Below are 21903 nucleotides of genomic sequence, written 5' to 3' on the forward strand. Positions count from 1 at the left end.
TCCGTCTATCAATCGTCGAGGGCTTGCACGCGCACCCGTGCGGTGCCGCTGCGCAACATGCCCAGTTGCTCGGCGGCTTCGCGGGACACGTCGATCAAGCGGCCTCGGGAGTATGGGCCACGGTCGTTGATGCGCACCACCACGCTGTCATTGTTGCTCAGGTTGGTGACTTTCACCCGGGTGCCAAACGGCAACTGGCGATGGGCGGCGGTCAGGCTGTGCTGGTCGAAACGCTCGCCGCTGGCGGTGCGCTTGCCGTGGTGCCTGGCACCGTAATAAGAGGCGACGCCGGTCTGGTCGTAGCCGTGTGGATCGACCGTCCCGCTCTGGCTGGCGCAACCGGCCAGCAGGGACAGCAGGGCGCAGGCGCCGAGGAGACGCTTCATGTAGGGTTTTCCAACTACAGATAGGGGAGCTGGCCAGTGGGAGTAATGCCTGTGGGAGCAAAGCTTGCTCGCGATGAACGATAACGCGGTCCACTGATGGATCGAGGTGTCTTCATCGCGAGCAAGCTTTGCTCCCACAGGCTCGCTCCCACAGGGGGTTGAGCCAGATTCAAAGACTGGCTCCATGGCAATCAGCCCTCGAGCTTGCTTTTGAGCAGTTCGTTGACCTGTTGCGGGTTGGCCTTGCCCTTGGAGGCTTTCATGGCCTGGCCGACGAAGAAGCCGAACATCTTGCCGCGCTTGGCTTCGTCTGCCGCACGGTACTGTTCGACTTGCTCGGCGTTGGCCGCGAGCATTTCATCGAGCACGGCGGAAATGGCGCCGGTGTCGGTGACCTGCTTCAAGCCGCGCTTCTCGATGATCTCGTCGGCGCTGCCTTCACCATTGGCCATGGCTTCGAACACCATCTTGGCGATCTTGCCGGAAATGGTGTTGTCCTTGATCCGCACCAGCATGCCGCCCAGTTGTTCGGCCGAGACCGGCGACTGGTCGATTTCCAGGCCCTGTTTGTTCAACAGGCTGCCCAGTTCGACCATCACCCAGTTGGCCGCCAGCTTGGCGTCGCCGCCGATGCTCACGACTTTCTCGAAGTAATCGGCCTGCTCGCGGCTGGTGGCCAGGACGTTGGCGTCATAGCTCGACAGCCCGAATTGCGCCTGGAAGCGCTCGCGTTTTTGCGGCGGCAGTTCCGGCAGGGTGGCGCGCACCTCGTCGAGGAACGAGTTCTCGATGACCACCGGCAGCAGGTCTGGATCGGGGAAGTAACGGTAGTCGTTGGCTTCTTCCTTGCTGCGCATCGGACGAGTCTCGTCCTTGTTCGGATCGTACAGGCGGGTCTGCTGGATGACCTTGCCGCCGTCCTCGATCAGTTCGATCTGGCGCTGGATCTCGCTGTTGATCGCCTTCTCGATGAAGCGGAACGAGTTGACGTTCTTGATCTCGCAGCGGGTGCCGAATTCGACCTGGCCCTTGGGCCGGATCGACACGTTGCAGTCGCAGCGCAGCGAGCCTTCGGCCATGTTGCCGTCGCAGATGCCCAGGTAGCGCACCAGCGCATGGACCGCCTTGACGTAGGCCACGGCTTCCTTGGCGCTGCGCATGTCCGGCTCGGAAACGATTTCCAGCAGCGGCGTGCCGGCGCGGTTCAGGTCGATACCGGTGGCGCCGTTGAATTCTTCGTGCAGGCTCTTGCCGGCGTCTTCTTCCAGGTGCGCCCGGGTAATACCGACGCGCTTGACCGTGCCGTCTTCCAAGGCGATGTCCAGGTGGCCCTTGCCAACGATCGGCAATTCCATCTGGCTGATCTGGTAGCCCTTGGGCAGGTCCGGGTAGAAGTAGTTCTTGCGGGCGAACACGTTGTGCTGGCCGATCTCGGCGTCAATCGCCAGGCCGAACATCACCGCCATGCGCACCGCTTCGGCGTTGAGCACCGGCAGCACGCCGGGCATGCCCAGGTCCACCAGGCTGGCCTGGGTGTTGGGCTCGGAACCGAAAGTGGTGGAGCTACCGGAAAAGATTTTCGACCGGGTGGTGAGCTGGGTATGAATCTCCAGCCCGATCACGACTTCCCATTGCATGTGTTTCTCCTCAGAAGCCGGTTGGGGTGCGGGTGTGCCAGTCAGTGTGTAACTGATACTGGTGGGCAACGTTCAACAGGCGGCCTTCCTGGAAATACGGCGCGAGCAACTGCACGCCCACCGGCAGGCCATCGACGAAACCGGCCGGCATGGACAGGCCCGGCAAGCCGGCGAGGTTGGCGGTGATGGTGTAGACGTCTTCCAGGTACTCGGCGACCGGGTCACTGTTCTTGGCACCGAGTTTCCAGGCCGGGTTTGGCGTGGTTGGGCCGAGGATGATGTCGACCTCATTGAAGGCGGCCATGAAGTCGTTCTTCACCAAGCGACGGATTTTCTGCGCCTTGAGGTAGTAGGCGTCGTAGTAGCCGGCGGACAGCGCGTAGGCGCCGACCATGATCCGGCGCTGCACTTCGGCACCGAAGCCTTCGCCACGGGAGCGCTTGTACAGGTCGATCAGGTTTTCCGGGTTCTCGCAGCGATAGCCGAAGCGCACGCCGTCGAAACGCGACAGGTTCGAGGACGCTTCCGCCGGGGCGATCACGTAGTACGCGGGAATCGCGTGCTGCATGTTCGGCAGGCTGATTTCCTTGATGACTGCGCCGAGCTTCTCCAGCTCCTTGACGCTGTTGTGGACCAGTTCGGCGATGCGTGGGTCGAGGCCGGCGCTGAAGTACTCCTTCGGCACGCCGATGCGCAGGCCCTGCAGCGAGCCGTTGAGGCTGGCGCTGTAGTCCGGCACTGGTTCATCGATGCTGGTGGAGTCGTTCGGGTCGAAGCCGGCCATGCCTTGCAGCAGGATCGCGCAATCTTCGGCGGTGCGGGCCAGCGGGCCACCCTGGTCGAGGCTGGAGGCGTAGGCGATCATGCCCCAGCGCGAGACGCGACCGTAGGTCGGCTTCAGGCCAGTGAGGTTGGTGAACGCCGCCGGTTGGCGAATCGAACCGCCGGTGTCGGTGGCGGTGGCGGCCGGCAACAGGCGTGCAGCCACGGCGGCAGCGGAACCACCGGACGAGCCGCCCGGTACGTGTTCCAGGTTCCACGGGTTTTTCACCGCGCCGTAGTAGCTCGACTCGTTGGCCGAGCCCATGGCGAATTCGTCCATGTTGGTCTTGCCCAGGGTCACGGTGCCGGCGGCGGCCAGCTTGGCGACCACGGTGGCATCGTACGGGGCCTTGAAGTTGTCGAGCATCTTCGAGCCGCAGCTGGTGCGGATGCCCTGGGTGCAGAACAGGTCCTTGTGGGCAATCGGCGCACCGAGCAGGGCGCCGGTTTCACCATTGGCGCGCCGGGCGTCGGCGGCCTTGGCCTGGCTCAGGGCCAGCTCCTGGGTGAGGCTGATGAAGCTGTTGAGCTGCGGGTCGAGCTGGGCTATGCGCGCCAGCAGGACCTGGGTCAGCTCTTCGGAAGAAAACTTTTTATCGGCGAGTCCGCGGGCGATCTCGGCCAGGGTCATGTGATGCATGAGAGGCTCTTTCCCTTTAGTCGATGACTTTCGGAACCAGGTACAGGCCGTTTTCGACCGCTGGTGCGATGGACTGGTAGGCCTCGCGGTGATTGGACTCGGTCACGACGTCGGCGCGCAGGCGCTGGCTGGCTTCGAGTGGGTGTGCCAGTGGTTCGATACCGTCGGTATTGACCGCCTGCATCTCGTCGACCAGCCCCAGAATGCTGTTCAGGGCAGAAGTGATGTGTGGAAGATCGGCTTCATTGAGGCCCAGACAGGCCAGATGAGCGATTTTTTCCACGTCGGAGCGTTCAAGCGCCATGGGATTCTCCAGTGGAAAACAAAACGGACGTAACCTGTCCGTGTGTTAGATTGTCGGAACACTACCGCATTTCTACGGTCTTACGGCCGCGATTTCGGGGTTTGGTGCACAGAAAAGCGGCCAATTTAACATATTGGCGCCTTGCCCAAAATCCCTGTCGTTGTTAGAGTTTGCCGCACTTTTTTACCCACGCGTTGCCTAGGGTCCCTTTCCCATGTTCAAGAAACTGCGTGGCATGTTTTCCAGCGATCTTTCCATTGACCTGGGCACTGCCAACACCCTTATTTACGTGCGCGAGCGCGGTATCGTCCTGAATGAACCCTCGGTCGTGGCCATCCGCACCCACGGTAACCAGAAAAGTGTCGTGGCTGTCGGTACGGAAGCCAAGCGCATGCTGGGCCGTACACCGGGCAACATCGCGGCCATTCGCCCCATGAAGGACGGCGTGATCGCCGACTTCAGCGTCTGCGAAAAGATGCTGCAGTACTTCATCAACAAGGTTCACGAAAACAGCTTCCTGCAGCCCAGCCCTCGTGTGCTGATCTGCGTTCCATGCAAGTCCACCCAGGTAGAGCGACGCGCTATCCGTGAATCGGCCCTCGGCGCCGGTGCCCGCGAAGTGTTCCTGATCGAAGAGCCAATGGCTGCTGCCATCGGTGCCGGCCTGCCGGTGGAAGAAGCCCGCGGCTCGATGGTCGTCGACATCGGTGGTGGTACCACTGAAATCGCGCTGATCTCCCTCAACGGTGTGGTCTACGCCGAATCCGTACGTGTGGGCGGCGACCGTTTCGACGAAGCGATCATCACTTATGTGCGTCGCAACTACGGCAGCCTGATCGGCGAATCCACCGCCGAGCGCATCAAGCAGGAAATCGGCACGGCCTACCCGGGCGGTGAAGTGCGTGAAGTCGACGTGCGCGGTCGCAACCTGGCCGAAGGCGTTCCACGGGCCTTTACCCTCAACTCCAACGAAGTGCTCGAAGCGCTGCAAGAATCGTTGGCGACCATCGTCCAGGCCGTCAAGAGCGCCCTGGAGCAGTCGCCACCGGAGCTGGCGTCGGACATCGCCGAGCGCGGCCTGGTGCTGACCGGTGGTGGTGCGCTGCTGCGTGACCTCGACAAGCTGCTGGCCCAGGAAACCGGGCTGCCGGTGATCGTTGCCGAAGACCCGTTGACCTGTGTTGCCCGCGGCGGTGGCCGTGCATTGGAAATGATGGACAAGCACACCATGGACCTGCTCTCCAGCGAATAAGTTGGCTGGATCGTCTATGTTGTTCGCTCCCGGGCAGCACTTTGCAGTGCTGCCCGTTGGCGTTTATCTTCTGTCATTCGTATCCAGGCCGGTTTGATGCCGTATGAATAAAGAAAACATTTGCCTGGGAGGAGCGGCCTATTAAACCGCTTTTCGCCAAAGGCCCCTCATTGGGTGTGCGCCTGCTGGTGCTGACCGTGCTCTCGGTCGCGCTGATGGTGGTCGATGCCCGCTTCACGCTGCTCAAACCTGTGCGCAGCCAGATGTCGCTGGTGTTGATGGAGTCCTACTGGATCACCGACCTGCCGCAGCGCTTGTGGCAAGGTGTGGCCAGCCAGTTTGGCAGCCGGACCGAACTGGTCGCTGAAAACGAAAAACTCAAGACCGAAAACCTGCTGTTGCAGGGGCGCATGCAGAAGCTGGCGGCCCTCACCGAGCAGAACGTTCGGCTGCGCGAGCTGCTCAATTCTTCGGCGCTGGTCAACGAGAAGGTCGAAGTGGCCGAGTTGATCGGCATGGACCCCAACCCCTTCACCCACCGCATCATCATCAACAAGGGTGAGCGCGACGGCGTGGTTCTCGGCCAGCCGGTACTCGACGCCCGGGGCCTGATGGGCCAGGTGGTGGAGTTGATGCCCTACACCTCCCGAGTGCTGCTGCTGACCGATACCACCCACAGCATTCCCGTGCAGGTCAATCGCAACGGCTTGCGCGCGATTGCCAGCGGCACCGGCAACCCGGAACGCCTGGAACTGCGGCATGTGGCCGATACCGCCGATATCAAGGAAGGCGACCTGCTGGTCAGCTCCGGCCTTGGCCAGCGCTTCCCGGCCGGTTATCCGGTGGCAACGGTCAAGGAAGTCATCCATGACTCCGGCCAGCCGTTTGCCATCGTTCGCGCGGTGCCGACGGCTGCATTGAATCGCAGCCGCTACCTGCTGCTGGTATTCAGCGACAACCGTACGCCCGAAGAGCGTGCCAATGACGCTGCCGTGGCCCAGGAAGCCCAGGACCGCCAGGGCGGCGAGTCGGCTGCCCCATCGACAGCGACGCCGGCGCCTGTCCCTGCCACGGTGCCAAAACCACCAGTGCCTGCACCCGCGACGGCGGCTCCGGCCACCACGCCGGCGGCAACCCCGGCCACCACGCCCGCCGCGCCTGCTGTGAAACCGACCCGCTCGGCCACCCACGCACCCGCCGCGCAGCCTGCTCAACCAGCCCGGCCCGCCGCCAAACCGCCAGCCTCCACGCCGGCCACCGCGCCAGCCCCCAGGGGAGCACGAGAAGAATGAGCAGTACCCAATCCGGTAACGGCTGGATGGTCTGGCTGACCTTCGCCATCGGCCTGTTGCTCAGCGTTTCGCCGCTGCCGCAGTTCATGGAAATCCTGCGCCCACTGTGGCTGGCCCTGTTGCTGGCCTTCTGGGCGCTGGCCTTGCCGCACAAGGTCGGCATGGTCACCGCCTGGTGCCTGGGTCTGGCCGAGGACGTACTTTATGGCACGTTGCTGGGGCAGAACGCGCTGATCCTGACGCTGATCACCTTCCTGGTGCTGTCGCTGCAACAACGCCTGCGGATGTTCCCCATGTGGCAGCAGTGCCTGGTGATCCTGGTGATCTTTGGCCTGGCGCAACTGGTGCAGTTGTGGCTCAGCGCGCTGACTGGCAACCGCCAGCCGACCCTGGCGCTGGTCTTGCCAGCCCTGGTCAGCGCCTTGCTCTGGCCCTGGGTCAGCTTCGGTTTGCGTGGCCTGCGCCTGCGTTTCAAAATCAACTGATTCGCTCAGGATATCTACACTTTTTTTTGGTGACTCATATCCTTGTGGCCAGAGATTGAATCCCGCTGGGCTCTGTAGGAGCTGGCGAAGCCTGCGATCTTTTGATCTTGATCTTGATCTTGATCTTGATCTTGATCTTTCGCTTGCGACTCAATTGTCTGGGACAAGATCGCAGCCTCGCTTCGCTCGTCAGCTCCTACACAGCTCCTACGGCGCAGCCCAGCGGGAGCAATCTTTGGCCACAAAAGCCGGTCGCGTTAGGGAGATGTCTTGATGAAACCGCTCTACCTCGCCTCAGGCTCGCCGCGTCGGCGTGAACTGCTCACGCAGATCGGCGTGCCCTTTACCGCCATCGGCGCGGACATCGACGAAACTCCCCTGGACCACGAAACCCCTTCGGCCTACGTCGAGCGCCTGGCGCGCGGCAAGGCCGAGGCGGGTCGGCGAGCCCTGGACGCCGGCATGGATGGCTGCGTGCTGGGCGCCGATACGGCTGTGGTACTGGACGGGCGAATTCTCGGCAAACCCGTGGACCAGGCCGATTCCATGACGACGCTTTTGAGCCTGTCCGGTCGCGAACATGAAGTATTGACCGCCATTGCCATACTGGATGGGCAGCGTTGCGAATCCCGCGTTGTGCGCACCCTGGTGCGCTTTCGGTCGATCACGGAACAGGAAGCGGCGGCCTACTGGGCCAGCGGTGAACCCCGGGACAAGGCCGGCGGCTATGGTATTCAAGGGCTGGGCGCGGTGTTTGTCGCCGGGCTTGAAGGCAGTTATTCAGCCGTGGTCGGCCTGCCGCTGTGCGAAACCGCAGAACTACTGGGCCATTTCGGCATACCCTGTTGGCAAACCTTGAGCGCGCGCTGAGCGCCGTCTGACTTGATGCGGCCATAATCGTGAACATGCCTGAACGAGACCCTGCCATGAGTGAAGAGATCCTGATCAACATCACGCCGATGGAATCGCGCGTGGCGGTGGTTGAAAACGGTGTTCTGCAAGAGGTCCACGTCGAGCGCACGCAAAAGCGTGGCATCGTCGGCAATATCTATAAAGGCAAGGTGGTGCGGGTGCTGCCGGGCATGCAGGCGGCCTTCGTCGACATCGGCCTGGACCGCGCGGCATTCATTCATGCGTCGGAAATTTCCATGCGCGAAGGACCGGCCGTGGAGAGCATCAGCGCGCTGGTGCATGAAGGGCAGAGCCTGGTGGTGCAGGTCACCAAGGACCCCATCGGCTCCAAGGGCGCGCGCCTGACCACGCAACTGTCGATTCCGTCGCGCTACCTGGTGTACATGCCGCGCACCGCCCATGTCGGTATTTCCCTGAAGATCGAAGACGAAGCCGAGCGCGAGCGCCTCAAGCAGGTGGTCAGCGACTGCGTGGAAAAAGAAGGCATCAAGGAAGCCGGTGGGTTCATCCTGCGCACCGCCGCCGAAGGGGCCGGGGCCGATGAGATCCTCATGGACATCCGCTACCTGCGCAGGCTTTGGGACCAGATCGCCGCGCAGATCAAGACTATCGCCACCCCCAGCGTGATCTACGAAGACCTGGGCCTGGCGCTGCGGACCTTGCGCGACCTGGTCAGCCCCAAGATCGAGAAAATCCGTATCGACTCCCGGGAAACCTTCCAGAAAACCACGCAGTTCGTCGCCGAACTGATGCCGGAAATCGCCGACCGCCTCGAGCATTATCCTGGCGAGCGGCCGATTTTCGACCTGTACGGAGTCGAAGACGAAATCCAGAAAGCCCTTGAACGCAAGGTGCCGCTCAAGTCCGGCGGCTACCTGGTGGTGGACCCGGCCGAGGCCATGAGCACCATCGACGTCAACACCGGGGCGTTCGTCGGCCATCGCAACCTGGAAGAAACCATCTTCAAGACCAACCTGGAAGCCGCCACCGCCATTGCCCGGCAACTGCGCCTGCGCAACCTGGGCGGGATCATCATCATCGACTTCATCGACATGGAAGATGAAGAACACCAGCGCCAGGTGCTGCGGACCCTGGAAAAACAACTCGAACGCGACCACGCCAAGACCAACATCATCGGCATCACCGAGCTGGGCCTGGTGCAGATGACCCGCAAGCGCACTCGCGAAAGCCTCGAACAGGTGCTGTGCGAGCCGTGCAGCAGTTGCCAGGGCCGCGGCAAGCTCAAGACCCCGGAAACCGTGTGTTACGAAATCTTCCGGGAAATTCTCCGGGAGGCGCGCGCCTACCAGGCGACTGGCTATAGAGTGTTGGCGAACCAGAAAGTGGTGGATCGCCTGCTCGACGAGGAGTCAGGCAATGTCGCGGAGCTGGAAGCGTTTATCGGACGCACGATTCGCTTCCAGGTGGAAACCATGTATTCCCAGGAACAATACGACGTGGTGTTGCTCTGAAGAGCTTGGGAAGCGGCGGGCCCGCGGATTTGATCGTCTTTGCCAGGGGAGCCCACTGACATGGAGCGTCTGACACGCATTTTGGCGGCGCTGACTCGCTGGGGGCTGGGGCTGTGCGCCCTGCTGCTGGTGTTGCTGGCGTTGTACGTCAGCCTCGGTCGCGAGCTGGTCCCGCTGGTAGCCGAATACCGCGCCGAGGTCGAGACCCAGGCCAGCGCTGCCTTGGGCATGCCTGTGCACATCGGCAGCCTCGACGGTAGCTGGAGCGCCCTGGCGCCAATCCTGGCGGCGCGCGACGTGGTGGTCGGCGAAGGCCCCAATGCCTTGCACCTGGATCAGGTGCGAGCCGTGCCTGACCTGTGGGACAGCCTGCTGGCACGTCAGGTGCGCATTGCCCACCTGGAAGTCAGCGGCCTGAAGATCAGCCTCAAGGAGGGCGCCGACGGCAAGTGGGCCCTGGAAGGCCTGCCGGTGAAGGACGACCAGCCCCTCGATCCGCAGCAATTGCTCGAACGCATGCAGGTGGTTGCCAAGTTCTCGCTGCTCGATAGCCAGGTGACTTTGCAACCTGTCGAACAACCACCGCTGACCCTCACCTACGTCGGCTTGAGCCTGCGCACCGGCGCCACCCGCCAACGGCTGGACGTGCGCTTGACCCTGCCTGACGGCCAGCCTCTGGCGATCAACCTGCGCACCCGTATCCGCGCCAGTGACTGGAAGAATGGCCAGGCCGATGCGTACCTGAGCCTGCCGCAAAGCGACTGGTCCAAATGGCTGCCCAAACGCCTGACCCAACAATGGAATTTTTCCCGGATCAAGGCCGGTGGCGAGTTCTGGCTGAGTTGGGGCGGCGGTACGGTGCAAAGCGCGGCCATGCGCTTGAACGCTCCTGACATCCTGGGTGCCTACGCCGAGCGCAAGCCGGTGCAGATCCATAACCTGGCGCTCAATGGGTATTTCCAGCGTGGCGACCAGGGCTTTACCGCGACCTTCGATTCCCTGGCGATGAACTTGGGCGAAACCCGCTGGGAATCGCGCCTGCAACTGCAACAGAGTGCTGCCACCGAAAAGGCCGAGGAGCGCTGGCACCTGCAGGCCGACCGCCTCGACTTGACCCCGCTTACGCCTTTGCTCAATGCCCTGGCACCGTTGCCTGAAGGCCTGGCGACGACCATCGACCGTCTCAAGGTGACCGGTGCCCTGCGCAACGTGCTGCTGGACTACCGGCCGCAGAACACCGGTGACCAGAAAATCAGCTTCGCCACCAACCTGGACACCGTGGGCTTTGATGCCTATCGCGGCGCCCCGGCTGCACGCAATGTATCGGGAAGCCTGAGCGGCGACCTCGGTGGCGGCGAGTTGCGCATGGACAGCAAGGATTTCTCCCTGCACCTGGACCCAATTTTCGCCAAGCCCTGGCAGTATCTGCAGGCCAACGCCCGGCTGACCTGGAAGCTCGACAAGCAAGGCTTCACCCTGATCGCGCCATATTTGAAGGTGCTGGGCGAGGAGGGCCGGATTGCCGGCGATTTCCTGATCCGCCTGCATTTCGACCATAGCCAGGAAGACTACATGGACCTGCGGGTCGGCCTGGTGGACGGTGACGGACGCTACACCGCCAAGTACCTGCCGGCGGTCCTCAGCCCGGCGCTGGATGAGTGGTTGCGTACGGCCATCGTCAAGGGCGCGGTGGACGAGGGCTTCTTCCAGTATCAAGGCTCGCTCAATCACGGTGCCGAAGACGCGGCACGCAGTATCAGCCTGTTTTTCAAGGTGCACGACGCCGAACTGGCGTTCCAGCCGGGCTGGCCTTCGGTCAGCAAGGTCAGCGGCGATGTCTTCGTCGAAGACAGCGGCGTGCGCATCTTCGCCAGCCAAGGACAATTGCTCGATACCCAGGTCAAGGATGTTTCGGTGAACATTCCCCATGTACCCAGCGGGCAGAGTGTTCATCTGTTTCTGGACGGCGGGTTCGCCGGCGGACTGGGCGACGGTCTGAAAATCCTCCAGACCGCGCCGATCGGGACCGCCGAGACATTCGCCGGCTGGGAAGGCGAGGGCGACCTGCAAGGCAGCGTCAAGCTCGACATCCCGCTGGTCAAAGGCGAGCAACCGAAGATCCTGGTGGACTTCGTCACCGACAAGGCCCGTCTCAAGCTCAGCGAGCCGGCACTGGAACTGACCCAACTCAAGGGCGATTTCCGCTTCGACAGCAACAAGGGCTTGAGCGGCAAGGGCATCAGTGCCCGGGCATTCGACCGGCCCGTGACCGCACAGATTTTCGCTGAAGGCCGCGCCGGGGCGCTCAACACACGAGTCGCGGCGTCCGGGCAGGTGGAGATCAAGAAACTCACCAGTTGGTTGAATGTCACCCAGCCGTTGCCGGTATCCGGTGTCGTGCCTTACCAGTTGCAAGTGATCCTCGACGGTGCCGACAGCCAGTTGTCGGTCAGCTCCAACCTCAAGGGCGTGGCGGTGGACCTGCCGGCACCCTTCGGCATGGCCGCCGATGTCGGGCGCGACACGGTGTTTCGCATGACCCTGCAAGGGCCGGAGCGGCGTTATTGGGTCGATTATGGCGACCTGGCCAATTTCACTTACGCCGCGCCGAGCGGGAAAGTCGCCGATGGTCGTGGCGAATTGTTGCTGGGGGCCGGCGATGCCGTTCTGCCCGGGGCCAAGGGACTGCGACTGCGCGGCACACTGTCGGAGCTGGACGTGAGTCCCTGGCAGGATTTGGTCAACAAGTACGCGGGCCAGGATCCGGGCGGCAGTGCCAAGCAACTGCTCAGCAGCGTCGATCTGACTGTCGGCAAGCTCACCGCCATGGGCACGACCCTGGACCAGGCATCGGTGCAACTGGACCGCAAGCCGGACGCCTGGGCCTTGCGGCTCGACAGCCAGCAGGCCAAGGGCAATGTCAGCCTGCCGGACGCAAAGGCCACCCCGATTGGGATCAAGCTTGATTATGTGCGCCTGCCGGCCACAGACCCGACGGTCCAGGCGGATGAAAACTCACCGGACCCATTGGCGTCGGTCGATCCCGGCAAAATCCCGGCCATGGATATTGCCATCGACCAATTGTTCCAGGGCCCTGATCTCATCGGTGCGTGGTCGTTGAAAGTGCGCCCGACCGCCAAGGGCATCGCGCTGAACGAGCTGGACATGGGCCTCAAGGGCATGGTGTTGAACGGCAGTGGTGGTTGGGAAGGGGCGCCCGGTTCCACCAGCAGTTGGTACAAGGGTCGTATCGGCGGCAAGAACCTGGGCGACGTGCTCAAGGGCTGGGGGTATGCCCCAAGCGTGACCAGCCAGACGTTCCGCCTGGATGTCGATGGCCGCTGGCCCGGCTCGCCAGCGTGGGTCGCCACCAAGCGCTTTTCCGGCAGCCTCGACGCGTCGCTGAACAAGGGCCAGTTTGTCGAAGTCGAAGGCAGTGCCCAGGCGTTGCGGGTATTTGGCCTGCTGAACTTCAACTCCATCGGCCGCCGCTTGCGCCTGGACTTCTCCGACCTGTTCGGCAAGGGGCTGAGCTACGACCGGGTCAAGGGACTGCTGGTGGCGAGCGACGGTGTGTACGTGACCCGCGAACCCATTACCTTGACCGGGCCGTCGAGCAATCTGGAGCTCAATGGCACGCTGGACATGGTGGCCGACCGGGTCGACGCCAAGCTGCTGGTGACGCTGCCGGTGACCAACAACCTGCCGATCGCCGCGCTGATTGTTGGCGCACCGGCGGTGGGTGGGGCGCTGTTTCTGATCGACAAACTGATCGGTGACCGCGTAGCGCGCTTTGCCAGCGTAAGATATGACGTCAAGGGGCCGTGGAAAGAGCCGAAGATCAGCTTCGACAAGCCGTTTTGACAGGTGATGCGATAACCCCTGTGGGAGCGAGCTTGCTCGCGATGAGGCCGGTACATCTAACATGTGTGTTGACTGATACACCGCCATCGCGAGCAAGCTCGCTCCCACAAAGGGCACTGCCAAACAACGGGGAACTGTCATGCCAGTCGCAGTGATTCAAATGGTCAGCCAAAGCGATGTGCTCGCCAACCTGGCCCGTGCCCGTGTGCTGCTGGAGCAGGCTGCCGCTGGCGGCGCCAGGCTGGCCGTGCTGCCGGAGAATTTCGCCGCGATGGGGCGGCGGGACATTGCCGATATCGGTCGTGCCGAAGCCTTTGGTCAGGGACCGATCCTGCCCTGGTTGAAACAGGTCGCCCGAGACCTCAAGTTATGGATTGTGGCCGGCACGTTGCCGTTGCCACCGGTGGACCAGCCCGAGGCCAGGTCCCATGCCTGTTCGTTGCTGGTCGACGATCAGGGCCAGATCGTGGCGCGCTACGACAAGTTGCACCTGTTCGATGTGGATGTGGCGGACAATCGCGGGCGCTATCGCGAGTCGGATGACTATGCTTATGGCGCTAACGTGGTGGTTGCCGATACCCCCGTGGGCCGGGTGGGCCTGACGGTCTGTTATGACTTGCGGTTTCCGGAGCTCTTCAGCGAGCTGCGGGCTGCCGGGGCCGAACTGATCACTGCGCCGTCGGCGTTTACCGCGGTGACCGGCGCGGCCCATTGGGAGGTGCTGATCCGTGCCCGGGCCATCGAGACCCAGTGCTACATGCTGGCGGCCGCCCAGGGCGGCGTGCATCCGGGGCCGCGGGAAACCTTTGGCCATGCTGCGATTGTCGACCCCTGGGGCCGTGTGCTGGCACAACAGGATCAAGGTGAGGCCGTGCTGCTGGCCGAGCGCGACAGCAGTGAACAGGCGTCCATCCGGACGCGCATGCCGGTGGCGAGCCATCGGCGCTTTTTCTCGCAGGGCGCTCGACAGCGGCCTGTCCAAGACGACGAATTCAAGGCGTAAATCATATGAGCGGGTTGTTGTCCTCAGTCAGTGAACACCTTCTAGCCCCCGGCGGCGTAACCATCGAAAGCCTGCAAGGCGTGCTGGGCGACCTGGCCGGCCCGGGCATCGATGCGGCCGACCTGTATTTCCAGGGGCAGATCTCCGAGTCCTGGTCGCTGGAAGACGGCATCGTCAAGGAAGGCAGTTTCAACCTCGACCAGGGCGTGGGCGTGCGCGCCCAGTCCGGGGAAAAGACCGGTTTTGCCTACAGCAACGCCATCACCCTCGAAGCCCTCGGCGCTGCTGCCCGTGCGGCCCGCTCGATCTCCCGCGCCGGGCAGAACGGCACGGTCCAGGCGTTCAGCAGCCAGGACGTGGCGCAGTTGTATGCGCCGGATAACCCGCTGGAAGTCATGAGCCGCGCCGAAAAAGTCGAGCTGCTCAAGCGCATCGACGTCGCCACCCGTGCCCTCGACCCGCGCATCCAGCAAGTGTCGGTCAGCATGGCCGGGGTCTGGGAGCGGATCCTGGTGGCTTCCACCGACGGCGGCCTGGCAGCGGACGTGCGGCCGCTGGTGCGGTTCAACGTCAGCGTGATCGTCGAGCAGAACGGTCGCCGTGAGCGCGGCGGCCATGGCGGCGGCGGGCGCACCGACTACCGTTATTTCCTCAGCGAAGACCGCGCCATGGGCTACGCCCGCGAAGCGCTGCGTCAGGCGCTGGTCAACCTGGAGGCCATTCCGGCCCCGGCAGGTACGTTGCCGGTGGTGCTGGGGTCCGGTTGGTCCGGCGTGCTGCTGCACGAAGCAGTCGGCCACGGCCTGGAAGGCGATTTCAACCGCAAGGGCAGTTCGGCCTACAGCGGACGCATGGGGGAAATGGTCGCCTCGAAACTCTGCACCATTGTCGATGACGGCACCCTGGCCGGGCGTCGCGGCTCCCTGAGCGTCGACGATGAAGGCACCCCGACCGAATGCACCACGCTGATCGAGAACGGTGTGCTCAAGGGCTACATGCAGGACAAACTCAATGCCCGGCTGATGGGCGTGGCCCGCACTGGCAACGGTCGCCGTGAATCCTACGCGCACCTGCCGATGCCGCGCATGACCAACACCTACATGCTCGGTGGCCAGAGCGATCCGGCGGAAATCATCGCCTCGGTGAAAAAAGGCATCTATTGCGCCAACCTCGGCGGCGGCCAGGTGGACATCACCAGCGGCAAGTTCGTGTTCTCCACCAGCGAGGCCTACCTGATCGAAGACGGCAAGATCACCGCACCGGTCAAGGGCGCGACCCTGATCGGCAACGGGCCGGAGGCGATGAGCAAGGTGTCGATGGTCGGTAACGACCTGGCGCTGGACAGCGGTGTGGGCACGTGCGGCAAGGATGGGCAATCGGTGCCGGTGGGCGTCGGCCAGCCGACCTTGAAGATCGATGCGATTACCGTGGGTGGCACGGGCGCTTAAAGATGTACACGATTCGTGTAGGAGCTGTGTAGGAGCTGTGTAGGAGCTGTCGAGTGCAACGAGGCTGCGATCTTTCCCCAGACACTTGAGTCTCAAGCGAAAGATCAAAAGATCAAAAGATCAAAAGATCAAAAGATCGCAGCCTGCGGCAGCTCCTACAGGGCCGGGTGAAACTCAGCGCAGGCCGCGTTGGGTTTCGTCCAGCTCACGGATGTACTTGAAGATTTTACGGCTCGAGGCCGGTGGCTTGTTCTGCGCCAGTTCGTGCTGGGCCTGACGGATCAGGGAGCGCAATTGCTGACGGTCAGCCTCCGGGTAGTCGATGACGAATTTTTCCAGGGTGCCATCGTCGCCTGCGATCAAGCGATCGCGCCAGCGCTCCAGGTTGTGGAAACGTTCGTTGTACTGCCGGGTGGAGGCATCGAGTTGATCGAGCAGGACCAGGATGGCGTCAGTGTCCTGATCGCGCATCAGTTTGCCGATGAATTGCAGGTGCCGTTTACGCGCGATATTCGCGGTGTGCTTGGGCGCATCGGCCAGGGCCCGGCGCAAGGCGTCGGTCAAAGGCAGTTTGGCCAGCAAGTCAGGCTTGAGTGTTGTCAGGCGCTCGCCGAGGTCAACCAGAGCATGCAGCTCGCGTTTGACCTGGGATTTGCTTTTTTCACCCTCGTAGAGGGAGTCGTCGTAAGAATCAACCATGGTGGCAGTCCGCAAAGAAACGCCGCCATGATAACCAGTCGGGGGCCGCTTGTCCGGCCCGGTCGCTCGAAGGCCATCACCGAAAGAAGAATTTGAGTGGAGAACACCATGAGTGCAGTTCAAAGCGTCGGCCCGCAAGCATTGCCGGCACTGCAGGAACAAGTCGAGCAGATCCTCGCCGAAGCCAAGCGCCAGGGCGCCAGTGCTTGTGAAGTGGCGGTGTCGCTGGAGCAGGGCCTGTCGACGTCGGTGCGCCAGCGCGAGGTGGAAACCGTCGAATTCAATCGCGACCAGGGCTTTGGCATCACCTTGTACGTGGGCCAGCGCAAGGGCTCGGCCAGCACTTCGGCGAGCGGCCCGGAGGCCATTCGCGAAACCGTCGCCGCGGCACTGGCGATTGCCAAGCACACCTCCGAAGACGAAGCCTCGGGCCTGGCCGATGCCGCGCTGATGTGCAAGGAACTGCGCGACTTCGACCTGTTTCACGCCTGGGACATCACCCCCGAGCAGGCCATCGAACAGGCACTGCGTTGCGAAGCGGCGGCATTCGAGGCCGACAGCCGGATCAAGAACGCCGACGGCACGACGCTCAATACCCACCAGGGCTGCCGGATCTATGGCAACAGCCACGGTTTCATCGGCGGTTATGCATCGACCCGCCACAGTCTCAGTTGTGTGATGATCGCTGAAGCCGACGGCCAGATGCAGCGCGATTACTGGTACGACGTGAGCCGCCAGGGCACCTTGCTGGCGGACCCGGTGAGCATTGGCCAGAAAGCCGCGCAACGGGCGGCCAGCCGCCTGGGCGCGCGGCCGGTGCCGACCTGTGAAGTGCCGGTGCTGTTTTCGGCCGAGCTGGCCGGTGGCTTGTTCGGCAGTTTCCTGTCGGCGGTGTCCGGCGGCAACCTGTACCGCAAGTCGTCGTTCCTCGAAGGCGCGCTGGGCCAGAAACTATTCCCGCAATGGATGACCATCGACGAGCGTCCGCACCTGATGCAGGCCATGGGCAGCTCGGCGTTCGACGGCGATGGCCTGGCCACCTACGCCAAGCCGTTCGTGGAAAACGGCGAGCTGGTGTCCTACATCCTCGGCACCTATTCGGGCCGCAAGCTCGGCATGCCGAGCACCGCCAATGCCGGTGGCGTGCATAACCTGTTCGTGACCCATGGCGAAGAAGACCAGGCGGCCTTGCTGCGGCGCATGGGTCGTGGCCTGCTGGTGACCGAACTGATGGGCCACGGCCTGAACATGGTAACCGGCGACTATTCCCGTGGCGCGGCGGGTTTCTGGGTCGAGAACGGCGAGATCCAGTTCCCGGTCCAGGAAGTCACCATCGCCGGGAACATGCGCGACATGTTCAAGCAGATCGTAGCGGTGGGCAACGATCTGGAACTGCGCAGCAACATCCGCACCGGTTCGGTGTTGATCGAGCGGATGACGGTGGCGGGTAGCTAACGCTCACCGCGTAAAAAAGGCGCGTCATCCACTGGGGTGACGCGCCTTTTTTGTGCCCGCAAATCCTCTGGCGAGGGCGCTTTTGTGGCGAGGGAGCTTGCTCCCGCTCGGTTGCGCAGCGACCGTAAGATTTTGGGGTCGCTTCGCGGCCCAGTGGGAGCAAGCTCCCTCGCCACAAAAGAATTTGTCACGGCTCATGGTTGTGTTGCTTCTTATTATCATCTAATAATGAATCTCATTTGCCGAGTGAGCCCCGGTCATGAGTTCTGCCCTGCACGAACAACCCTACCTTGAAAGCTGGCGCTGGATGAGCCGCCAGATCCGTTGCGCGATGAACCCGGACGAGCCGCGGTTGATCGAGCACTACCTGGCCGAGGGCCGCTATCTGGCCTGCTGCACTGCCACTTCGCCATGGATGATCGCCGAGACCGCGTTCCGGCTGCTGCTCGACACCGCCTCGGATGTCGCGCTGCCCTGGCATTGGCGCAATCTCTGCCTCGACCAGGCCTGGCGCCCCCTGCGTGAGCTCGAACAACAATCACTGTGCCGCTGCCGCCTCAAGCGCTGGCAGAGCCATGCCTGGGCGCTGGCGACCTGCGCCCTGGAGCCGTCGATTCCTCTTATTGAACTGGTGCAAGGATCTCCCGATGAGTAATACCCGTATCGAACGCGACAGCATGGGCGAGCTGCAAGTCCCGGTGGATGCCCTCTATGGCGCCCAGACCCAGCGCGCAGTGGATAACTTTCCGGTCAGCGACCAGCGTATGCCGGCGCAGTTCATCCGCGCCCTGATCCTGGCCAAGGCTGCCGCCGCCCGGGCCAACGTAGAGCTGGAACAGATCAGCGCGGCCCAGGGCAAGGCCATCGTCGATGCGTCCCTGGGGCTGCTCGAGGGCCGTTTCATGGACCATTTCCCAGTGGATATCTTCCAGACCGGCTCCGGCACCAGCTCCAACATGAACGCCAACGAAGTGATCGCCACCCTCGCCAGTCGTCTGCTGGGGGAAGCGGTCAATCCGAACGACCACGTCAATTGCGGCCAGAGCAGCAACGACATCATTCCCACCAGCATTCATGTCAGCGCGGCGCTGGCCTTGCATGAGCAACTGCTGCCGGCGCTGTTGCACCTGGTGCAGGTGATCGAGCGCAAGGCCGAGGAGGTCCACCCATTCATCAAGACGGGTCGTACCCATCTGATGGATGCCATGCCGGTGCGCCTGAGCCAGGTGCTCGACGGTTGGGCGCAGCAGCTCAAGGCCAATATCGGCCACTTGCAGGATGTGCTGCCGAGCCTGCAATCCCTGGCCCAGGGCGGTACGGCGGTCGGCACGGGAGTCAATGCCCATCCACGCTTCGCCGAGCTGTTCAGCCAACAACTGACGCAATTGACCCAGGTGCAATTCACCCCGGGCAAGAATCTGTTTGCGCTGATTGGCTCCCAGGACACCGCCGTAGCGGTTTCCGGGCAGCTCAAGACCACCGCCGTGTCGCTGATGAAAATCGCTAACGACCTGCGCTGGATGAATTCCGGGCCGCTGGCAGGCCTGGGCGAGATCGAACTCGAAGGCTTGCAACCGGGCTCCTCGATCATGCCCGGCAAGGTCAACCCGGTCATTCCTGAAGCCACCGCGATGGTGGCGGCCCAAGTGATTGGCAACGACACGGTGATCACTATCGCCGGTCAATCGGGCAACTTCGAATTGAACGTGATGCTGCCGATCATCGCCCAGAACCTGCTGAGCAGCATCGCCTTGATGTCCACCGCCAGCCGTTTGCTGGCGGACAAGGCCATCGCCACCTTCAAGGTCAACGAGGCGCGGCTCAAGGAAGCGTTGTCGCGCAACCCGATCCTGGTGACCGCGCTCAATCCCATCATTGGGTACCAGAAGGCCGCTGAAATCGCCAAGAAGGCTTACCAGCAAGGTCGGCCGGTCATCGATGTCGCCCTGGAGCACACCGACCTGACGCGCAGCGAACTCGAAGTCCTGCTGGACCCGGAGAAGCTCACCGCCGGCGGCGTGTAACCCCGACACCTGTGTGGAGGACTCATCATGGAACACTGGAAACGTACGATCGAACGGGCCAATCGCTGTTTCATGCTGGGCGAATTGGTAGACGCCCGCGAAGCTTACCTGCAAGCCCTCGCGCTGGCCCAGGTGCTGTTCGAGCGTTGGGCGGATGCCGACGAAGCCGTGGCCGCGTGCGTCGTCTCCCATCACAACCTGGCGGACCTGCACTTGCGCCTGAACCAGCCGGAGGAGAGCGCCGAGTATTTGTGTGCGATCCACCAACGGTTGTTGCAGACGATGCAGGACGAACGCCTGGCACCGGCCCTGCGCACTGCCGCGTTGCGTCAGAGCCACAAGACCTATGTCGAACTGCTGAATTTCATCAGCGAGCACGGTGAGTACCCGCGGACCCAACGCCTGCTGCACTGCAATGCCGCTACGCCCCGGCAGAGCAATGCCCCTCTTCATCATGGAGTTCATTGAACATGGCTTTTACCTTGCCTGCATTGCCCTACGCCTATGACGCCCTGGAACCGCACATCGATGCGCAAACCATGGAGATCCACTACACCAAGCATCACCAGACCTACATCAATAACCTCAACGCAGCGGTGGACGGCACCGAATACGCCGGGTGGCCTGTCGAAAAACTGGTGTCCAGTGTCGAGCAGTTGCCGGCAAGCCTGCAGGCCGCGGTGATCAACCAGGGCGGTGGTCATGCCAACCATTCGCTGTTCTGGGAAGTGATGACGCCCCGGGGTGGCGGCCGGCCCGATGGCGCCCTGGCGGCGGCGATCGAAGCGCAGCTGGGCGGTATCGAGGGTTTCAAGGAGGCCTTCACCAAAGCGGCGCTGACTCGTTTCGGCAGCGGTTGGGCCTGGTTGAGCGTGACCCCGCAAAAAAAACTGGTGGTGGAAAGCAGCGGCAACCAGGACAGCCCGCTGATGAAGGGCAACACGCCGATTCTTGGCCTGGACGTCTGGGAGCACGCCTATTACCTGCGTTACCAGAACCGCCGTCCGGAATACATCAGCGCCTTCTACAACGTGATCAACTGGCCTGAGGTCGCCCGGCGCTACCAGGCTGCGCTGGCTTCGAGTCCTTCATGAAAGCAACCCAAGGCTGACTATGGATACTCAAACACTGGCGATTGGAAGCGGACGGATGTTCCGCTATGCCTTGGGGTCGTTGTTGCTGTTGGCCGGGATGACGTTGTTGGCGGCGCAGGGCCTGGCATGGCTGGATCTGGAGCCCAGGTTGTTGCGCGCGCTCGAGGGCGGCGGGCTCTGCGCCTTGGGTACCGCGCTGGGGGCCGTGCCGGTGCTGGTCATCCGGCGCATGCCCCAGGCCGTCAGCGATTCCCTGCTGGGCTTCGGTGCCGGGGTGATGCTCGCGGCCACGGCGTTTTCGCTGATCGTGCCGGGCATTGCCGCAGCCGAGCAGTTGGGATTGACGCCTTGGGCAGCCAGCGGCCTCATCAGTTTTGGCATTCTATTGGGCGCGTTCGGGCTGTATCTGGTGGACCGCAAGGTTTCGGCCAGCCCCGAAAGGCTGGTCGCGGCGCCGGGCCGTCCGATCATTGCACCGCGGATCTGGTTGTTCGTGTTTGCCATCATTGCTCACAACATCCCCGAAGGCATGGCAGTGGGGGTGTCGGCGGGCGGCGGCATGCCGGATGCCGATAGCCTGGCGATGGGCATCGCCTTGCAGGATGTACCCGAAGGGCTGGTGATCGCGCTGGTGCTGGCTACGGCGGGGATGTCGCGGGCCAAGGCGTTCTTGATCGGCGCGGCGTCAGGGCTGGTCGAGCCCGTGTTCGCGCTGCTGTGCGCCTGGTTGGTGAGCCTGGCCGAGATGCTCTTGCCCCTGGGGCTCGCGTTGGCGGCCGGGGCGATGTTGCTGGTGGTGACTCACGAGGTCATTCCAGAATCCCGCCGCAATGGTCACGAGAAGCTGGCGAGCTTGGGGCTGTTGCTGGGATTTTGTCTGATGATGGTGTTGGACACGGCGTTGGCGTGATGCAGGTCTGCGGGGAGTGAGCTTTTTATGGCAAGAGGCTTTTGTGGCGAGGGAGCTTGCTCCCGCTGGGCTGCGAAGCGGCCCCCATGTTTTATCACGGCGATGCGGCGTAGGGCGGTTTACGACTGCTTCGCAGCCGAGCGGGAGCAAGCTCCCTCGCCACAAAGGTCCTTCGCTATAGCAAGCTCTTTCAGCGCGACAGGC

General features: G+C 62.9%; 19 protein-coding genes. 14 read left to right on the forward strand and 5 right to left on the reverse strand.

Annotated elements, in window-relative coordinates:
- Positions 1-8 precede the first annotated feature (8 nt).
- The 4 genes from QMK47_RS05420 to gatC form a co-directional block, all read right to left on the reverse strand.
- Entirely contained in the window at positions 9-386 is a 378-nt protein-coding gene (locus QMK47_RS05420) for a septal ring lytic transglycosylase RlpA family protein (protein ID WP_214511243.1), read from the reverse strand.
- 191 nt (positions 387-577) lie between these two features.
- Positions 578-2023 carry an Asp-tRNA(Asn)/Glu-tRNA(Gln) amidotransferase subunit GatB gene (gene gatB / locus QMK47_RS05425; protein ID WP_253471620.1) on the reverse strand — a complete coding sequence of 482 codons (1446 nt, stop codon included), beginning with the start codon at positions 2021-2023 and terminating at the stop codon, positions 578-580.
- A 10-nt stretch (positions 2024-2033) separates the two neighbouring features.
- Positions 2034-3485, reverse strand: coding sequence for an Asp-tRNA(Asn)/Glu-tRNA(Gln) amidotransferase subunit GatA (gene gatA / locus QMK47_RS05430; protein WP_106273656.1), 1452 nt, complete (start codon positions 3483-3485; stop codon positions 2034-2036).
- Between the two features lie 16 nt (positions 3486-3501).
- Complete coding sequence (gene gatC / locus QMK47_RS05435) at positions 3502-3789, reverse strand: Asp-tRNA(Asn)/Glu-tRNA(Gln) amidotransferase subunit GatC (RefSeq protein ID WP_003197816.1); 288 nt, start codon at positions 3787-3789, stop codon at positions 3502-3504.
- A gap of 214 nt (positions 3790-4003) precedes the next feature.
- On the opposite strand from gatC, the gene mreB reads away from it, so the two are divergent.
- The 8 genes from mreB to tldD all read left to right on the forward strand — a co-directional run bounded on the left by mreB (position 4004) and on the right by tldD (position 15517).
- Positions 4004-5041 (forward strand): rod shape-determining protein MreB, encoded by a 1038-nt coding sequence (gene mreB, locus QMK47_RS05440; RefSeq protein ID WP_002555108.1) that lies wholly within the window; start codon positions 4004-4006, stop codon positions 5039-5041.
- 140 nt (positions 5042-5181) lie between these two features.
- Positions 5182-6333: a rod shape-determining protein MreC gene (gene mreC, locus QMK47_RS05445; protein ID WP_258691207.1), complete on the forward strand. Its 1152-nt coding sequence runs from the start codon at positions 5182-5184 to the stop codon at positions 6331-6333.
- Positions 6330-6818, forward strand: coding sequence for a rod shape-determining protein MreD (gene mreD, locus QMK47_RS05450; RefSeq protein ID WP_003197820.1), 489 nt, complete (start codon positions 6330-6332; stop codon positions 6816-6818). The genes mreC and mreD overlap by 4 nt, the downstream gene beginning before the upstream one ends.
- Before the next feature lie 273 nt (positions 6819-7091).
- The gene (locus QMK47_RS05455; protein WP_214511245.1) at positions 7092-7688 is read left to right on the forward strand and encodes a Maf family protein; all 597 of its coding nucleotides are present in this window, start codon (positions 7092-7094) and stop codon (positions 7686-7688) included.
- A gap of 56 nt (positions 7689-7744) precedes the next feature.
- Positions 7745-9202, forward strand: coding sequence for a ribonuclease G (gene rng, locus QMK47_RS05460; RefSeq protein ID WP_018613976.1), 1458 nt, complete (start codon positions 7745-7747; stop codon positions 9200-9202).
- A gap of 60 nt (positions 9203-9262) precedes the next feature.
- Positions 9263-13066, forward strand: coding sequence for a YhdP family protein (locus QMK47_RS05465; protein WP_320389905.1), 3804 nt, complete (start codon positions 9263-9265; stop codon positions 13064-13066).
- A 139-nt stretch (positions 13067-13205) separates the two neighbouring features.
- A complete protein-coding gene (locus QMK47_RS05470) occupies positions 13206-14069 on the forward strand; it encodes a carbon-nitrogen hydrolase family protein (protein WP_320389906.1) in 864 nt (287 codons plus the stop codon).
- 5 nt (positions 14070-14074) lie between these two features.
- Positions 14075-15517, forward strand: a complete 1443-nt coding sequence (gene tldD, locus QMK47_RS05475) for a metalloprotease TldD (RefSeq protein WP_214511248.1) — start codon at positions 14075-14077, stop codon at positions 15515-15517.
- A 174-nt stretch (positions 15518-15691) separates the two neighbouring features.
- Here the strand turns inward: tldD and yjgA are convergent, their stop codons facing one another.
- Positions 15692-16216 (reverse strand): ribosome biogenesis factor YjgA, encoded by a 525-nt coding sequence (gene yjgA / locus QMK47_RS05480; protein WP_014336624.1) that lies wholly within the window; start codon positions 16214-16216, stop codon positions 15692-15694.
- 108 nt (positions 16217-16324) lie between these two features.
- Here yjgA and pmbA point away from each other — a divergent pair, with 108 nt between their 5' ends.
- From pmbA to QMK47_RS05510, 6 genes are all read left to right on the forward strand, one after another.
- On the forward strand, positions 16325-17671 hold the full coding sequence (pmbA, locus tag QMK47_RS05485) for a metalloprotease PmbA (RefSeq protein WP_253471632.1): 1347 nt from the start codon (positions 16325-16327) through the stop codon (positions 17669-17671).
- Positions 17672-17930: 259 nt separating this feature from the next.
- Complete coding sequence (locus QMK47_RS05490; protein WP_214511250.1) at positions 17931-18326, forward strand: FagA protein; 396 nt, start codon at positions 17931-17933, stop codon at positions 18324-18326.
- Positions 18319-19695, forward strand: a complete 1377-nt coding sequence (locus QMK47_RS05495) for a class II fumarate hydratase (protein ID WP_253471634.1) — start codon at positions 18319-18321, stop codon at positions 19693-19695. The genes QMK47_RS05490 and QMK47_RS05495 overlap by 8 nt, the downstream gene beginning before the upstream one ends.
- Positions 19696-19722: 27 nt before the next feature.
- On the forward strand, positions 19723-20163 hold the full coding sequence (locus QMK47_RS05500; protein WP_253471637.1) for a hypothetical protein: 441 nt from the start codon (positions 19723-19725) through the stop codon (positions 20161-20163).
- A 2-nt stretch (positions 20164-20165) separates the two neighbouring features.
- A complete protein-coding gene (locus QMK47_RS05505) occupies positions 20166-20789 on the forward strand; it encodes a superoxide dismutase (RefSeq protein ID WP_320389907.1) in 624 nt (207 codons plus the stop codon).
- 19 nt (positions 20790-20808) lie between these two features.
- Positions 20809-21699, forward strand: a complete 891-nt coding sequence (locus QMK47_RS05510; RefSeq protein ID WP_253471642.1) for a ZIP family metal transporter — start codon at positions 20809-20811, stop codon at positions 21697-21699.
- The last annotated feature ends 204 nt before the right edge of the window (positions 21700-21903 follow it).

The organism is Pseudomonas sp. P9_35, assembly GCF_034008205.1.
GTDB lineage: Bacteria > Pseudomonadota > Gammaproteobacteria > Pseudomonadales > Pseudomonadaceae > Aquipseudomonas > Aquipseudomonas kilonensis.

What these genes read in the sequence shown, in the direction of transcription:
- QMK47_RS05510 (WP_253471642.1), top strand. Translation starts at nt 20,809, where the DNA reads ATGGATACTCAAACACTGGCGATTGGAAGCGGACGGATGTTCCGCTAT.
- gatB (WP_253471620.1), bottom strand. Translation starts at nt 2,023, where the DNA reads ATGCAATGGGAAGTCGTGATCGGGCTGGAGATTCATACCCAGCTCACC.
- mreD (WP_003197820.1), top strand. Translation starts at nt 6,330, where the DNA reads ATGAGCAGTACCCAATCCGGTAACGGCTGGATGGTCTGGCTGACCTTC.
- QMK47_RS05500 (WP_253471637.1), top strand. Translation starts at nt 19,723, where the DNA reads ATGGAACACTGGAAACGTACGATCGAACGGGCCAATCGCTGTTTCATG.
- tldD (WP_214511248.1), top strand. Translation starts at nt 14,075, where the DNA reads ATGAGCGGGTTGTTGTCCTCAGTCAGTGAACACCTTCTAGCCCCCGGC.
- QMK47_RS05495 (WP_253471634.1), top strand. Translation starts at nt 18,319, where the DNA reads ATGAGTAATACCCGTATCGAACGCGACAGCATGGGCGAGCTGCAAGTC.
- pmbA (WP_253471632.1), top strand. Translation starts at nt 16,325, where the DNA reads ATGAGTGCAGTTCAAAGCGTCGGCCCGCAAGCATTGCCGGCACTGCAG.
- gatC (WP_003197816.1), bottom strand. Translation starts at nt 3,789, where the DNA reads ATGGCGCTTGAACGCTCCGACGTGGAAAAAATCGCTCATCTGGCCTGT.
- QMK47_RS05420 (WP_214511243.1), bottom strand. Translation starts at nt 386, where the DNA reads ATGAAGCGTCTCCTCGGCGCCTGCGCCCTGCTGTCCCTGCTGGCCGGT.
- QMK47_RS05465 (WP_320389905.1), top strand. Translation starts at nt 9,263, where the DNA reads ATGGAGCGTCTGACACGCATTTTGGCGGCGCTGACTCGCTGGGGGCTG.
- QMK47_RS05490 (WP_214511250.1), top strand. Translation starts at nt 17,931, where the DNA reads ATGAGTTCTGCCCTGCACGAACAACCCTACCTTGAAAGCTGGCGCTGG.
- QMK47_RS05470 (WP_320389906.1), top strand. Translation starts at nt 13,206, where the DNA reads ATGCCAGTCGCAGTGATTCAAATGGTCAGCCAAAGCGATGTGCTCGCC.
- QMK47_RS05455 (WP_214511245.1), top strand. Translation starts at nt 7,092, where the DNA reads ATGAAACCGCTCTACCTCGCCTCAGGCTCGCCGCGTCGGCGTGAACTG.
- rng (WP_018613976.1), top strand. Translation starts at nt 7,745, where the DNA reads ATGAGTGAAGAGATCCTGATCAACATCACGCCGATGGAATCGCGCGTG.
- gatA (WP_106273656.1), bottom strand. Translation starts at nt 3,485, where the DNA reads ATGCATCACATGACCCTGGCCGAGATCGCCCGCGGACTCGCCGATAAA.
- mreB (WP_002555108.1), top strand. Translation starts at nt 4,004, where the DNA reads ATGTTCAAGAAACTGCGTGGCATGTTTTCCAGCGATCTTTCCATTGAC.
- QMK47_RS05505 (WP_320389907.1), top strand. Translation starts at nt 20,166, where the DNA reads ATGGCTTTTACCTTGCCTGCATTGCCCTACGCCTATGACGCCCTGGAA.
- yjgA (WP_014336624.1), bottom strand. Translation starts at nt 16,216, where the DNA reads ATGGTTGATTCTTACGACGACTCCCTCTACGAGGGTGAAAAAAGCAAA.